Raw genomic sequence first — 13,606 nt, forward strand, 5'->3', positions numbered from 1 at the left:
TTGATGACTCCGCAGATCCACGCCGAGGGACTTCGCAAGCGCTACGGCGACGCGTACGCCCTCGATGGGTTCGACCTCTCCGTCCCGGCCGGGTCGCTGCACGGCCTGCTGGGACCCAACGGCGCCGGCAAGACCACGGCCGTGCGCGTGCTGTCCACGCTGCTGCGGCACGACGGGGGTGTCGCGCGAGTGGCCGGGTTCGACGTCGCCACCGAACCGGCGAAGGTGCGCTCGGCGATCGGGCTGGTCGGCCAGCAGGCCGCGGTCGACGAAATCCTGTCCGGGCGGCAGAACCTGGTGCTGTTCGGCCGGCTGCACCACCTGGGCCGGCGCGAAGCCGCGCGCCGCGCCGACGACCTGCTCGAACGCTTCGGCCTGGCCGACACCGGTTCGAAGCCGGTCTCGGCCTACTCCGGCGGGATGCGGCGACGGCTGGACCTAGCCGCGTCGCTGCTGGCCGCCCCGCGGGTGCTGTTCCTCGACGAGCCGACGACCGGGCTGGACCCGCGCAGCCGCACCGAGGTCTGGCGTGCGGTGCGGTCGCTGGTCGCCGACGGCACCACCGTCTTGCTCACCACGCAGTACCTGGAGGAAGCCGACCGCCTGGCCGACCGGATCTCGCTGGTCGAGCACGGCCGCGTGATCGCCGAAGGAACCCCGGACGAGCTGAAGGGCTCGCTCGGCGCGACCCGGATCGAGCTGGCGCTGACCGATCCGGACGTCGTGGGTGCGGCGACGGCGTTGCTGGCGCGGGTCACCGGCGCCGAACCGGTCACCGAGGAGCTGCGGGTGAGCGCGCCGGCCGAGCCGTCGATGCTGACCGACCTGGTCCGCGAGCTGGCTGCAACCGAACTGGCCTTCGCCGACGTGGCGCTGCGGCACCCGACGCTGGACGAGGTGTTCCTGGAGCTGACCGGAAAGGCGGCGCGATGAGGTGGGCTCTCGAAGACGGCTGGACGCTGACCGGGCGCTACCTCGCGCAGTTGGCCCGGCGGCCGGCGCGGCTGGCCACGGTGGTGGCGTTCCCGATCCTGATGGTGCTGATCTTCGCCTACCTGCTCGGCGGCGGGATGACCGTGCCCGGCGGCGGCTCCTACCGCGAGTTCCTGATGCCGGGGATGTTCGCGATGACCATGGCCTTCGGGCTCTCGGGAACGATGATCGCGGTGCTCGACGACGCCACCAAGGGCGTCACCGACCGGTTCCGGTCGCTGCCGATGGCGCCCTCGGCGGTGCTCACCGGACGGGTCGCGGCGGACCTGGTGAACGCCGTGCTCGCCTTGGCGGTCCTGCTCGGCTGCGGGTTCGCCGTCGGCTGGCGGCCCCACGGCAGCCTCGCCGAGACCCTGGCCGCCTTGGGGCTGCTGCTCCTGCTGCGCACGGCGCTGGTGTGGGCCGGCATCTACCTGGGGTTGTTGACCACGGATCCGGCGATGGTGACGCTCGCGCAGACGCTGGAGTTCCCGTTCGGGTTCCTCTCCAGCGCGTTCGTGGCGACCGCGACGATGCCGGCGTGGCTGGGAACCGTGGCCGAGTGGAACCCGTTGTCCTCCACGGTGACCGCGGCGCGGGAGCTGTTCGGCAACCCGGGCGCGGCCGGGACGTCCTGGGTGAGTGCGCACCCGGTGCCGATGGCGGTGGTCTGGCCGCTGGTGCTGCTCGCGGTGTTCGTGCCGCTGTCGGTCCGCCGATACAGGAGGCTGGGGAACTGAACGCCGATTTCGAACCGGGTGAACCACCACGCGCGGGACGGCTGGTGCTCGACGGGCGCCGGGTGTCGCTTGTGGACGGTCTGCCGGCGCTGCTGACCGCGACCGATCCCGATCCTGCGACGCTGTTCTGGGCGACCGCGGCGAAGGCGGCGCTGCGGCTGGTCGCCGCCGGTCGGCTGCTGCCCGGGGTCACCGACGCCGGGCACGACGCCTGGCGCGTCGGCCCCCTGGAGCCGGCGGAAGCGGCGTGGCTGCGGGATCTGGCGGCGGCGATGCCGGTGGACGAGCGCGCGCCGGGGCCGCTGCTGCGGGCGTTCCTCGACGCCGTCGCCGACACCCTGCCTCGCACGCCCGCCGCCGCGAAGGCGGCTGGGACGCGGTTGTACGCCGCGGTGACCCCGCACCGGGCGGAGTCGCTGCGGGACTGGGCGGACGAGCTGGCGGCAGGGCTCGACTCGGGCATCCGGGTGTCGCTGCGCGTCGAGGCACCGGACGGGTTCGACACCGGCCGCTTCCACGCCGTCGTCCAGGTGCACAGCCTCGCCGAACCGGGCGAGATCGCCGACGCGGCGCAGCTGTGGGAAACGGGCCGGTTCGGGCCGCGCGCCCGCATCGACGTCGTGCTCGCGCTGCGGCGCGGCGCGCAGGTGTGGCCGGCGCTGAGCCCGCTGCTCACCTCCGCCGTGCCCGACGAACTCGTGCTGGGCGAGGACGACGTGACCGAGCTGGTCGCGACCGCGGCCCCGCGGCTGGCGGCGGTGGGCATCGACGTCCACTGGCCGGCGGAGCTCGCGGGATCGCTGACCGCGCGGGCGGTGGTGAGCGCCGGGGACGCCCCCGGCGACCTGCCGTCGTTCTTCGGCGGCGGCCGGGCGCTGGCCTTCGACTGGCAGCTCGCGCTGGGCGGGCAGGTCCTGACCGAGGCGGAACTGGACGCACTCGCCGAGGCCCGCCGCCCGGTCGTGCGGCTGCGCGACCGCTGGGTGCTGGTCGATCCGGCGTTGGCGGCGAAGGCCCGGGACCGGACGCTCAAGCCGTTGACACCGGTCGACGCGCTCGGCGCGGTGCTGACCGGGACCACCGAGGTCGACGGCGAGCACGTCGAGGTCGTCACCGAAGGCTGGCTCGCGCGGTTGCGGGAACGGCTGTCGGCGCCGCCGGAACCCCAGTCCCCGCCGGCCGGGCTGGCCGCGACGCTGCGGGACTACCAGCTGCGCGGGCTGCAGTGGCTGGCCACCGTCACCGGCCTGGGCCTCGGCGGCTGCCTGGCCGACGACATGGGCCTGGGCAAGACGGTCACGCTGATCGCGCTGCACCTGCACCGGGCTTCCGGCCCGACGCTGGTGGTGTGCCCGGCGTCGCTGCTGGGCAACTGGGAACGCGAGATCCGCCGGTTCGCCCCGGGCGTGCCGGTGCGGCGCTTCCACGGCACCGCCCGTTCGCTCGACGACGTCGAGGGCTTCGTGCTCACCACCTACGGCACGCTGCGCGCCGATCCCGCGCCACTGGCCGCGGTGCCGTGGGGGTTGCTGGTGGCCGATGAGGCCCAGCACGTCAAGAACCACCGGTCCGAAACGGCGAAGGCGCTGCGGCTGGTGCCCGCGGCCGCGCGGGTGGCGCTGACCGGCACCCCGGTGGAGAACACGCTCTCGGAGCTGTGGGCGATCCTCGACTGGTCCGCACCGGGCCTGCTGGGGTCGCTGTCGGAGTTCCGGACGCGGTGGGCGAAACCGATCGAAGCCGGGGACCCGGTCGCGGCCGAGCGGCTGTCCCGGCTGCTGCGGCCGTTCCTGCTGCGGCGCCGCAAGTCCGACCCCGGGATCGCACCCGAGCTGCCGGCGAAGACCGAGACCGACCGGCCGGTGGCGCTCAGCCCGGAGCAGGTCGCGCTCTACGAGGCCGTGGTGCGGGAGATGATGGCCGACATCGCCGCGAGCGACGGCATGGCCCGGCGCGGCCGGATCGTCAAGCTGCTGACCGCGCTCAAGCAGATCTGCAACCACCCGGCGCAGTACCTCAAAGAGCCCGGCGGCCGGTCGGGCAAGCTCGAGCTGCTCGACGAGCTCCTGGACACGATCCTCGCCGAGGGCGGCGCCGTGCTGGTGTTCACCCAGTACGTCGCGATGGCCCGGCTGCTGGAGCAGCACCTGACCGCCCGTGGCATCGGGACGCAGCTGCTGCACGGCGGCACCCCGGTCGCCCGGCGCGAAGAACTCGTCCAGCGGTTCCAGGACGGTGAGGTGCCGGTGTTCCTGTTGTCGCTCAAGGCGGCCGGGACCGGGCTGAACCTGACGCGCGCCGACCACGTCGTGCACTTCGACCGCTGGTGGAACCCGGCGGTCGAGGACCAGGCGACCGACCGGGCCTACCGGATCGGGCAGACGCGGCCGGTGCAGGTGCACCGGCTGGTCGCCGAGGGCACGGTCGAAGACCGGATCGCGGCGATGCTGCGGGAGAAGCGGGCGCTGGCCGAGGCGGTGCTGGCCGGCGGCGAGGCGGCGTTGACGGAACTGTCCGACACCGAGCTCGCGGAGCTCGTCGAGCTGAGGAGCCGCGGATGAGCGACGAGGCGGTGCGCGGGTTCCCCGCGTTCGGCGCGGGCGGGCACCTGGCCCGCTCGTGGTGGGGGCGGGCGTGGGTGCGCGCGATGGAGGACACCGCGCTGGACCTGCGGCAGCTCAAGGCCGGGCGCAAGTACGCCGCGGCCGGGCTGGTCGGCTCGATCACGGTGAGCCCGGGCCGGATCGCGGCGGTGGTCGACGACGCCGACAGCGGCCCGTTCCGCACCGAGCTGCGGCTGGCGGAGTTGTCCGAAGCAGACTGGACGCGGTTCCTGGACCGGGTGGCCTCCCGCGCCGGGCACCTGGCGGCGCTGCTGGACCGGGACATGCCCCGGGACCTGGTGACCGCGGCCGACGACGTCGGAGTCCACCTGCTGCCGGGGATCGGCGACCTGGACCCGGAGTGCGACTGCCCGGGGTGGGAGCTGCCGTGCCGGCACGCGGCGGCGTTGTCGTTCCAGGCGTCGTGGCTGCTGGACGCGGACCCGTTCGTGCTGCTGCTGATGCGCGGCAAGGGCGAACGGGAGATCCGGGAGGAGCTGGAGAGCCGCACGGCACCGCGGGCGGAGCTGGAGGTCGGGGACCGGACGCCGGGGGTGCTGCCGGACCTGGCGGAGTTCGTGCCGTCGGGGTCGCCGTCGATCCCGGCCGCGCCGGGCGTGCCCGCCGAGGCGTTCGCGCTGCTGGCGGCCCACGCGTCCGCGCAGGCCCGCGCGGTGCTGGCCGGTCAGCCGTGGCCGGGCCGCCGGCTCGACACCGTCCGGCTGGCCGCGCAGTTTCCTGCCGTGGCTTCGCGGCTGGGTGCGGGGCCGGAGTTCGAGCGGGCGGTGGCGGCCTGGACGCACGGCGGGCGCGCGGGCCTCGAGGTCCTGGACGCGGCGTGGACCCCACCGAAAGCGGCCCTGGCGGCGGCGCGGGCCGCGCTCGCCGGCGAGGATCCGATGTTCGACCGCAACCGGTGCACGGCCGGGGACGTCCAGCTGCGGCTGGACCGGACGGGCCGCTGGCACCCCTACCGGCGCGAGGGCGGCGAGTGGTGGCCGGCAGGGCCGCCGGAGGCCGATCCGGGCCTGCTGATCGGCTGACGCTTCTTCACGGGTTCAGCGGGTGTCAGGCCAGGGATTTTCGTGGGATTTCGCGGTATCCAGCGTGATCCTCATCGTCTCCTGTCCGCGACGGCGGGGTTTCCGCCGGGGCCCACTGGGGGTGCGGGCGCGCGGGGCGGGCGTTTTCCCCGCGCGCCCGCCCGGTTTCCGTCAGCCCACCGGGGTGACCGCGTAGTCCTTGACCCGCATCGAGTCGTGCATCCGGACGCCGCCGGTGTTGAGCTTCGCCAGCGCCGTCGTCACGCGGGCCGGCAGCGCCGACACCAGCTGACCGCCGCGGGCGAGTGCCCACACCCCCGCACGCGTGCCGGGGATCAGGCTGCGGGCCGCGCCGGCGGCGAACGCGCGGCTCTTGCGGACCAGCTCGCCCATCTCCTGTTCGTAGGCGGGGAAGGCGCGTTCGTGGTCGCCGCCCGCCGCGGCCAGCTCGCCGGCCAGGACGTACGCGCCGAGCACCGCGAGGCTGGTGCTGCCGCCGACCGCGGGGCCGGGGCAGTAGCCGGCGTCGCCGACGAGCGTGACGCGCCCGCGTGACCACGTCTCCAGCTGCAGCTGGGTGATCGAGTCGAAGTAGAACGGGCCCGGGCCGTCGAGGCCGGCGAGCCAGCCGTCGATCCGCGGGTGCATCCCGGCGTAGGCCTCGCGCAGCAGCTGCTTCTGCCGCTCGACGTCGTGGTGGTCGTACTCGAGCTGCTCGTCGCGGCGGAAGAGGAACACCGCGCGGGTCTCCGCCAGGTGCCGGGCGCGGTAGATGCCGGCGGTGCGGCCGGGGCCCAGGTGCATGACGGTTTCGCCGTCGTCGAGGCCGGAGGTGCCGGGCAGGGACAGCACGGCCAGGTAGGCGCCGATGAACTTCGTCAGCCCGGCCTCCTCGCCGAAGACCAGGCGCCGGACGTTCGAGTGCAGCCCGTCGGCGCCGACGACGAGGTCGAACTTCCGCGCCGCGGCGTGCTCGAAGGTGACGTCGCCGGCGGGGGAGAGGGCCGTGATCGAGTCGCCGAAGAGGTACTCGACGTCGTCGCGGCCGGCCTCGTAGTAGATCTCGCTGAGGTCGTCGCGCATGATCTCGACGTGCCGGTCGGAGGTGGCGCGGTAGATCTTCGACAGGTCCACGCGCGCCGGGCGGCGCACGCCTTCGCGGTGCAGCGTCATCCGGGTCGTGCCGGTGGCGTGGGCTTCCACGCGGGGTAGCACGCCCATCCGTTCGGTGATGTCCATGGCGGGCCGGAAGAGGTCGACGGCGTGGCCGCCGGTCTTGCGCAGCGCCGGGGCGCGTTCGACGACGGTGACGTCGAAGCCGTGGCGGGTGAGCCAATAGGCGAGCACCGGACCCGCGATGCTGGCGCCCGAGACGAGGATCCGCATGAGTACCTCCCTGACTTAACGGTAGGTAAGTTGTACCACAGACCCTTACCTATCGTTAAGTCAGTTATGCTGGGCGCGTGCCGAAACCCTCCGACACCAAGCAGCGCATCCTCGACGTCGCCCGCGACCTCTTCACGACCCAAGGGGTCCAGCGCACCAGCCTGCAGGACATCGCCGACCGGCTGGGCATCACCAAACCCGCGCTCTACTACCACTTCCCGTCGCGCGACGACCTCGTCCGCAGCATCGTCGCCCCGATGCTCGACGACGGCGAGCAGTTCCTCCTCGCCCAGGAAGCCCGCGGCGACGCCCCCGTCCGCGAGCTGATCGAAGGGTTCTTCGACTTCAACTACCGGCACCGCGCCGACGTGATCATGCTGCTGGCCGAGATGCCGACGCTGGCCGACCTCGGCCTCATCGACAAGGCACTGGGCTGGCGCACCCGGCTCACCGCGCTGATCTGCGGCCCGTCGCCGACCCTCGAGCAGCAGGCCAGGGCCATCCTCGCGCTCGGCGGCCTGCAGGACGTCTGCATGCAGTTCCCCGACGCCCCCGTCGAGGAACTCAAGGCCGCCGCGGTCGCCGGCGCCCTCGACGCCCTCGGGAGCTAACGCACCGCCGCGCGCTCGATGATCGCGCCCGCGTCCACCCCGACCGGCAGCGTGCCGAACGCGATGCCCCAGTCGCCGCCGAAGCGGGACGCGCAGAACGCGTCCGCGACCGCCGGGTGGCCGTGGCGCACCAGCAGCGACCCCTGCAGCACCAGCGCCATCGCCTCGACCACCCGCCGGGCCCGGTACTCGATGCCGTCGAGGTCGGTCAGCTCCTTGCGGACGCGGCCCACGGCGTCGTCGAGCCGCGCGTCGCCGCCCGCCGCCTGCTCGACCTCGGCGAAGAACGCCGCGACCGACTCCGGCTGCTTGCCCATGGCGCGCAACGCGTCCAGCGCCGCGACGTTGCCCGAGCCCTCCCAGATCGACGACAGCGGCGCCTCGCGGTAGAGCCGCGGCATGCCCGACTCCTCGACGTACCCGTTGCCGCCGAAGCACTCCAGCGCCTCGGCCGCGTGCATCGGCGCCCGCTTGCACACCCAGTACTTCGACACCGCCAGGCCCAGCCGCCGGAACGCCTGCTCCTGCGCGTCCCCGCGCCGGTCGCCCGCCGCGGCCAGCCGCATCGCCACCGTCGTCGCCGCCTCCGACTCGACCACGAGATCCGCGAGCACATTGGCCATCAGCGGCTGGTCGACCAGCGCCTTGCCGAACGCGTGCCGGTGGGTCGCGTGGTGCACCGCGCGGACCGCGCCCAGCCGCATCCCGGACGCGCTGCCCAGCGTGCAGTCCAGCCGGGTGTTGTTGACCATCTCGATGATCGTGCGGACCCCGCGGCCCTCCTCGCCGACCAGCCAGCCCACCGCATTGTCGTACTCGATCTCCGACGAGGCGTTGGACCGGTTGCCCAGCTTGTCCTTCAGCCGCTGCAACCGGATCGGGTTGCGCGAGCCGTCGGGCAGGACGCGGGGGAGCAGGAAGCACGAAAGCCCGCCGGGCGCCTGGGCCAGCGTCAGGAACATGTCCGACATCGGCGCCGAGGTGAACCACTTGTGCCCGACGAGGGTGTAGCTGCCGTCCGCGCTCGGCGTCGCCGTCGTCGTGTTGGCCCGGACGTCGGAGCCGCCCTGCTTCTCCGTCATCGACATGCCCGCGATCAGGCCGCGCTTGCCGCTCGGCTCCCGCAGCCCGAAGTCGTACTCGGTCGCCGCCAGCAGCGGCTCGTACCGCGCGGCCAGCTCCGGGTTCGCCCGCAGCGCCGGAACCGCCGCGTACGTCATCGAAATCGGGCAGCTGTGCCCCGCCTCGACCTGGCCCCAGACGTAGAACTTCGCCGCCCGCGCCGCGTGCGCGCCCTCGCGCCGGTCCTGCCACGGCGTGCCGTGCAACCCGTGCGACACCGCGACGGTCATCAGGTCGTGCCAGTGCGGGTGGAACTCGACCTCGTCGATGCGGTTCCCGTACCGGTCGTGGGTGCGCAGCACCGGCTCGTTCTCGTTGACCAGCCGGCCCCACTCCTGGGCCTGCTCGCTCCCGGCCAGCCGGCCCAGCTCGTGCACCTCGCCCGCGGCCCAGCCCGCGCCCGCCCGCTCCAGGCCCTCGAGCAACGCCGGGTCCGCACCGACGTCGTGGCCGGTCAGCGGCGGGACCTGGTTGGTGACCTCATGCGTGGCGGGCATCGGAACCTCCTAGAGCGCGGACGACGAACGTGCGGAGTTCGGCGACGTCACCGGCGTTGCCGCTGGTCAACGGGCCGATGAGGACTTCGGCGGTCGCGCCGACCAGCGCGGCGGCGGTGAGCCGGCCGTCCTGCGGCGGCAGGGTGCCGTCTTTGACACCGGCCGCGACGTGCTCGGCGACGACCTCGGTGAACGCGCGCCGGAACTCCAGCCGCTCGGCGTCGATCAGCGCGTCGACCGGCTCGGCGAGCAGCGCGTAGGCCTGCCTCGGGGCTTTCAGGGCGCGCTGGGCGAAGGTCTCGAACACCGCCAGGACCCGTTCGGCGGGCGTACCGGGCTGCGCGGACACCGCCCGGACGGCGTCGACCTCCCGCGTCACGACCTGCCGGAACACGTGCACGACCAGGTCGGCCTTGGTGGGGAAGTGCTGGTAGACGCTGCCGACGGCAACCCCGGCGCGCTCGGCCACCGCGGCGACGGAGCAGCCGCCATAGCCGTGTTCGGCCAGCTGCTCGGTCGCGGCGGCGACGATCATCGCGCGCTGGGCATCCAGGCGTTCCTGCACCTTCGGGGTGCGACGGTAGGGCACGTCAAGAAGTGAAGCACTGATTCATTGCTTCAGTCAACGCTCAAGCCGACCTGAGAAACGCCCGCACCGCCCGCGGCGACCGCAGCTCCACGACGTCCACACCGGACTCCGCCAGTACCCGCCGCACTCCCGGCAGATGCCGCCACCGGTAGGTCAGCACCCACCACCAGAAGTCCCACTGCTCCCGGCCTCGCCGCCAGGCCCGCCACGCACACCGCACCGGCGACAGGTTCAGCAGCACCACCGTGTCCGCCGCCGCCAGCCGCACCTCGAGCACGTCGTACGGCCCGAGGTCACCGTCCAAGATCCACTTCGGACCCGCGACCAGCTCCCGCTGCCGCGCCACCCACTCCGGACGCGAAAGCCCCACCAAGCCCGGCTGCCAGAACACCGAGTCCAGCTCCACCACGGGCAATCCCGTCCGCGCCCCCAGCCGCCGCGCGAAAACCGACTTCCCCGAACCGCCGCAGCCCAGCACCAGCACCCACTCCACGCCGGCCATTGTCGCTACTTGCCGGTGATCACACCCACCGCGATCCCCAGGATCGCCGTGTTGTAGACGAACGACACCACGCTGTGCGTCAGCACCGTGTACCGGATCGGCCGCGCCTGAACCTCCACATCGGACGTCGCGAACGACGTCCCCACCGTGAACGCGAAGTACGCGAAATCCAGCAGGTTCGGCTTCTCCACCGACGGGAACCGCAACCCCGTGCCCGTCCGGTAGTGCAAGTGCGCGTACCGGTCCGCGTACCCGAAGTGCAGCAGGATCCACGCCCCCAGCACCGCCGGCACCGCGCAGACCTGCAACGCGAACGCGTACTCGTCGTCCTCCTCCGCGATCGCGTTCGCCACCAGGATCAACCCGCCCGCCGACATCCCCACCACGCTCACCAGCAGCGTCGCCGCGAAGCTCGACCGGCGCCCCAGCAGGCTGTGCAACCACGTCGGCTCCGCGTCGTCCACCACCCGGTACCGGCGGATCCGCAGGAACCGCGTCCCGATCACCGCCACCGCCAGCACGTCCCACGCCAGCAGGAACACCACGTCCAGCCCCGTGTCCGGCGCGAACAACCACCCCAACCCCAGCAGCACCAGCAGGAACTCCGCGCACTGGTACCAGAACCTCCGCAGACGACGCACCGCGCGAAGCTAACCGCCCCCGCCCGCGCCGGCACCCCGGATCACCTGGTCAGGTGGCCCGCTTCACCAGCGCCACCAGGTAGCGGCAGGGGAGCGGCCCCGGGTTCGCGAACACGCAGTCCGCCGCCGGCCCCAGCTGCAGGCAGTCCCCGGCGTCCAGCTCGTGCACCTCCGCGTCCTCGTGGAACCGCAGATGCCCCTCCAGCACCCAGATCTGCTGGTGCAGGAACGCGTACGTCCCCGCCGCCAACGGCACCCGCGCCCCCGGCGGCAGCTCGACCTCCACCAGCTCCAGCGGACGCCCGCCCGCGGGGGAGACCGCCCGCCGCCGGTACCCGGAGTCCGGGTCCACCCACACCGGCTGCTCCGCCGCGCGCACCAGCCGCCGCTCGTCGCCCTCGGCCCGCGCGATCAGCTCCGACAACGTCATGCCCAGCGCTGCCGACAGCTTCGCCAGCAACGCGGCCGTCGGCTGCACGTCACCCCGCTCGATCTTGCCGATCATCGCGCGCGACACACCGGACTGCTCCGCGAGCGCCGCGGCCGACAGGCCTCGGGACGTGCGAGCCGCGTGGACGGTGGCCGCCAAGCGCGCGGTCAGGGGATCGGTCATAACTCGGGATACTATACGACTCAATTTGGCTACCATATGAGCCATGATTCGAGACGCCCTCCCCGCCGACGCCGCCGCGTGCGCCGCCGTCTATGCGCCCTACGTCACCGACACCGCCATCTCCTTCGAAACCGAACCGCCCTCCGCCGCCGAAATGGCCCACCGCATCGCCCACGCGCACGCCTGGTTCGTCCTCGAAGACGACGGCCACATCGCCGGCTTCGCCTACGCCCACCCCTTCGCCGAACGAGCCGCCTACCAGTGGTCCTGCGAAACCAGCATCTACCTCGAACGCGGCCGCCACCGCACCGGCGCCGGCCGCGCCCTCTACGAGAAACTGTTCGAACGCTTGCGGGACAAGGGTTTCTGCCGCGCCTTCGCCGGGATGACCCTCCCGAACGACGCCAGCGCCGGCCTGCACCGCGCGCTCGGCTTCGAGCCCGCCGGCGTCTACCGCCGCGTCGGCTGGAAACACGGCGCGTGGCACGACGTCGCCTGGGTTCAGAGAGACCTTCAAGCAACCGATGGTTGCGCATCGCCGCCACCGCGGCTACCGTAACGAGCAACCAAACGTTGCACGAGGAGACGGCATGGACCACGGAACACTCGAACGCGAAATCCACATCGAAGCGACCCCCGACGTCGTCTTCGACGTCGTCAGCAACCCCGAACACGTCCGCGAATGGTGGCCCGACGAAGCCGAATACCCCGTCGAACCCGGGGGAGAAGGCCGCATCGCCTTCGGCGGCCAGTGGGTCGGGTTCACCGTCGTCGACGCCATCCCACCCAAACACTTCTCCTTCCGCTGGACCCACGCCGAGGGGGAGACCGCCGCCGAAGGCAACTCGTTCCTCGTCGTCTTCGAACTCGAACCCACCGCCACCGGCACCCGCCTGCGGATGACCGAAACCGGCTTCCGCGAACGCGGCTGGGACGAAGCCAAGATCGCCGCCGAATACGCCGACCACGTCAGCGGCTGGGACCACTTCCTGCCCCGCATCCCCGCCTGCGCCGCCAAGGCGGGAGCCCGCCGGTGAGCACCGCCGTGGACGACGACCTCTGGTCCGCCATCGGCGACCCCACCCGCCGCCGCATGCTCGACCTGCTGCTCAGCGAAGGCGGGGGAACGGCGACCAGCCTCAGTGAACACCTCCCGGTCACCCGTCAAGCCGTCGCCAAGCACCTCACCGTCCTCGACCGCGTCGGCCTCGTCCACGCCCGGCCCGAAGGACGCGAAAAGCAGTTCCACGTCGACGAAACCCAGCTCGCCCGCGCCGCCGCCCAGCTCGCCGACGTCGGCAAGACCTGGGACGCCCGCCTCCAGCGCATCAAGCGCATCGCCGAAACCATCGAACGGAAGAAGAAGTAAATGGACATCCTGCACCGCATCGGCATCCAGAAGTCCACTCCGGACCAGGTCTACGGGGCACTCACCACCATCGACGGCCTCTCCGGCTGGTGGACCGAGAAGACCGTGGGGGACACCGACCTCGGCGGCGTCATCGCGTTCCGGTTCATCCCCGGCGGCTTCGACATGAAGGTCATCGAACTCGACCCGGGCCGGCTCGTCCGCTGGGAGGTCGTCGACGGGCCGCCGGAGTGGATCGGCACGACGATCCGCTGGGACGTCGAGCAGCGCGCCGACCACACGATCGTGCTGTTCAAGCACGAAGGCTGGCGCGAGGCCGGCGAGTTCATGCACCACTGCAGCACGAAGTGGGCCATCTACCTGATGAGCCTCAAGCAGCTCCTGGAGACCGGGGAGGGCGCCCCGGCACCGCGGGACGTCATGATCAGCGACTGGCACTGACGTTACTTGACATAATGTACATTATCGGCACTTGGGGACACGCTGCGGCGACGAGCCGGGAGGGGTGCCGAAGGCGGGAATCCCGGGAGACGCGTTCGGTTCGTCAGGACGGCTTCTCCTGAGGTTTCCGGCTGAGCCTCACGTCGTCTCGGGTCTTCAGTACCTCTGGAGGCGCCTCCAGAGGCCGCAGGAGCATCCCCTGGAGGCGCGCTGCCGATAGCCCGCCACCCGACCTCAAAACGTCACGGTGACGAAACTACGGTGATCGATCGGGCGCCAGGAAGCCGATTGGCGACGCTGACGCAGCCGGCTCCCGAGATGCTCCGTCAGCCTGAGGCCTCGGACTGACCCTGCGACCGGCCAGGCTCTCGAACATACGTGCGCATCCCCGCCGTGTGCATCGAGGGGGCGATTCGGGGCCGAAATCGTCTCAGAGAGAGTCCGGGATCCCCCGGGAGGCCGTTCCGGGCTAAACCG

15 protein-coding genes are annotated in these 13,606 nt (G+C 72.3%); 9 read left to right on the forward strand and 6 right to left on the reverse strand.

Translation table 11 applies throughout. From position 1 onward, the window contains the following. The first annotated feature begins 3 nt into the window (after positions 1–3). The 4 genes from ACIRSS_RS45105 to ACIRSS_RS45120 are packed head-to-tail and all read left to right on the forward strand — an operon-like array spanning position 4 to position 5,358. Positions 4–933: an ATP-binding cassette domain-containing protein gene (locus ACIRSS_RS45105; RefSeq protein ID WP_400907074.1), complete on the forward strand. Its 930-nt coding sequence runs from the start codon at positions 4–6 to the stop codon at positions 931–933. Continuing rightward, on the forward strand, positions 930–1,712 hold the full coding sequence (locus ACIRSS_RS45110) for an ABC transporter permease (RefSeq protein ID WP_400907077.1): 783 nt from the start codon (positions 930–932) through the stop codon (positions 1,710–1,712). The genes ACIRSS_RS45105 and ACIRSS_RS45110 overlap by 4 nt, the downstream gene beginning before the upstream one ends. Before the next feature lie 44 nt (positions 1,713–1,756). After that, on the forward strand, positions 1,757–4,273 hold the full coding sequence (locus ACIRSS_RS45115; RefSeq protein ID WP_400907080.1) for a DEAD/DEAH box helicase: 2,517 nt from the start codon (positions 1,757–1,759) through the stop codon (positions 4,271–4,273). After that, a complete protein-coding gene (locus tag ACIRSS_RS45120; RefSeq protein ID WP_400907082.1) occupies positions 4,270–5,358 on the forward strand; it encodes an SWIM zinc finger family protein in 1,089 nt (362 codons plus the stop codon). The genes ACIRSS_RS45115 and ACIRSS_RS45120 overlap by 4 nt, the downstream gene beginning before the upstream one ends. 171 nt (positions 5,359–5,529) lie before the next feature. Here the strand turns inward: ACIRSS_RS45120 and ACIRSS_RS45125 are convergent, their stop codons facing one another. After that, on the reverse strand, positions 5,530–6,744 hold the full coding sequence (locus ACIRSS_RS45125) for an FAD-dependent monooxygenase (RefSeq protein ID WP_400907084.1): 1,215 nt from the start codon (positions 6,742–6,744) through the stop codon (positions 5,530–5,532). Between the two features lie 77 nt (positions 6,745–6,821). On the opposite strand from ACIRSS_RS45125, the gene ACIRSS_RS45130 reads away from it, so the two are divergent. Further along, positions 6,822–7,355, forward strand: coding sequence for a TetR/AcrR family transcriptional regulator (locus ACIRSS_RS45130; RefSeq protein WP_400907087.1), 534 nt, complete (start codon positions 6,822–6,824; stop codon positions 7,353–7,355). Here the strand turns inward: ACIRSS_RS45130 and ACIRSS_RS45135 are convergent. The 5 genes from ACIRSS_RS45135 to ACIRSS_RS45155 are packed head-to-tail and all read right to left on the reverse strand — an operon-like array spanning position 7,352 to position 11,319. Beyond that, entirely contained in the window at positions 7,352–8,974 is a 1,623-nt protein-coding gene (locus ACIRSS_RS45135; protein ID WP_400907089.1) for an acyl-CoA dehydrogenase family protein, read from the reverse strand. The two genes, ACIRSS_RS45130 and ACIRSS_RS45135, sit on opposite strands and share 4 nt — an antisense overlap. Then, a complete protein-coding gene (locus tag ACIRSS_RS45140) occupies positions 8,958–9,563 on the reverse strand; it encodes a TetR/AcrR family transcriptional regulator (protein WP_400907092.1) in 606 nt (201 codons plus the stop codon). Before ACIRSS_RS45140 ends, ACIRSS_RS45135 begins: the two co-directional genes overlap by 17 nt. A 40-nt stretch (positions 9,564–9,603) precedes the next feature. Then, complete coding sequence (locus ACIRSS_RS45145) at positions 9,604–10,065, reverse strand: DNA topology modulation protein FlaR (protein WP_400907095.1); 462 nt, start codon at positions 10,063–10,065, stop codon at positions 9,604–9,606. Positions 10,066–10,070: 5 nt separating this feature from the next. Further along, the gene (locus ACIRSS_RS45150; RefSeq protein WP_400907098.1) at positions 10,071–10,706 is read right to left on the reverse strand and encodes a DUF1345 domain-containing protein; all 636 of its coding nucleotides are present in this window, start codon (positions 10,704–10,706) and stop codon (positions 10,071–10,073) included. A gap of 49 nt (positions 10,707–10,755) precedes the next feature. Then, complete coding sequence (locus tag ACIRSS_RS45155) at positions 10,756–11,319, reverse strand: helix-turn-helix domain-containing protein (protein ID WP_400907101.1); 564 nt, start codon at positions 11,317–11,319, stop codon at positions 10,756–10,758. A 43-nt stretch (positions 11,320–11,362) separates the two neighbouring features. On the opposite strand from ACIRSS_RS45155, the gene ACIRSS_RS45160 reads away from it, so the two are divergent. Genes ACIRSS_RS45160 through ACIRSS_RS45175 form a run of 4 tightly spaced genes read left to right on the forward strand, consistent with a single transcriptional unit; the run spans position 11,363 to position 13,129 of the window. After that, on the forward strand, positions 11,363–11,878 hold the full coding sequence (locus ACIRSS_RS45160; RefSeq protein WP_400907104.1) for a GNAT family N-acetyltransferase: 516 nt from the start codon (positions 11,363–11,365) through the stop codon (positions 11,876–11,878). A 31-nt stretch (positions 11,879–11,909) separates the two neighbouring features. Next, on the forward strand, positions 11,910–12,356 hold the full coding sequence (locus ACIRSS_RS45165; RefSeq protein WP_400907107.1) for an SRPBCC domain-containing protein: 447 nt from the start codon (positions 11,910–11,912) through the stop codon (positions 12,354–12,356). Then, the gene (locus ACIRSS_RS45170) at positions 12,353–12,688 is read left to right on the forward strand and encodes an ArsR/SmtB family transcription factor (RefSeq protein ID WP_400907109.1); all 336 of its coding nucleotides are present in this window, start codon (positions 12,353–12,355) and stop codon (positions 12,686–12,688) included. Before ACIRSS_RS45165 ends, ACIRSS_RS45170 begins: the two co-directional genes overlap by 4 nt. Next, positions 12,689–13,129: an SRPBCC domain-containing protein gene (locus ACIRSS_RS45175; protein WP_400907112.1), complete on the forward strand. Its 441-nt coding sequence runs from the start codon at positions 12,689–12,691 to the stop codon at positions 13,127–13,129. It abuts the gene before it with no gap. The last annotated feature ends 477 nt before the right edge of the window (positions 13,130–13,606 follow it).

Origin of the sequence: Amycolatopsis sp. NPDC101161 (assembly GCF_044768185.1) — a bacterium.
Taxonomy (GTDB): Bacteria; Actinomycetota; Actinomycetes; order Mycobacteriales; family Pseudonocardiaceae; genus Amycolatopsis.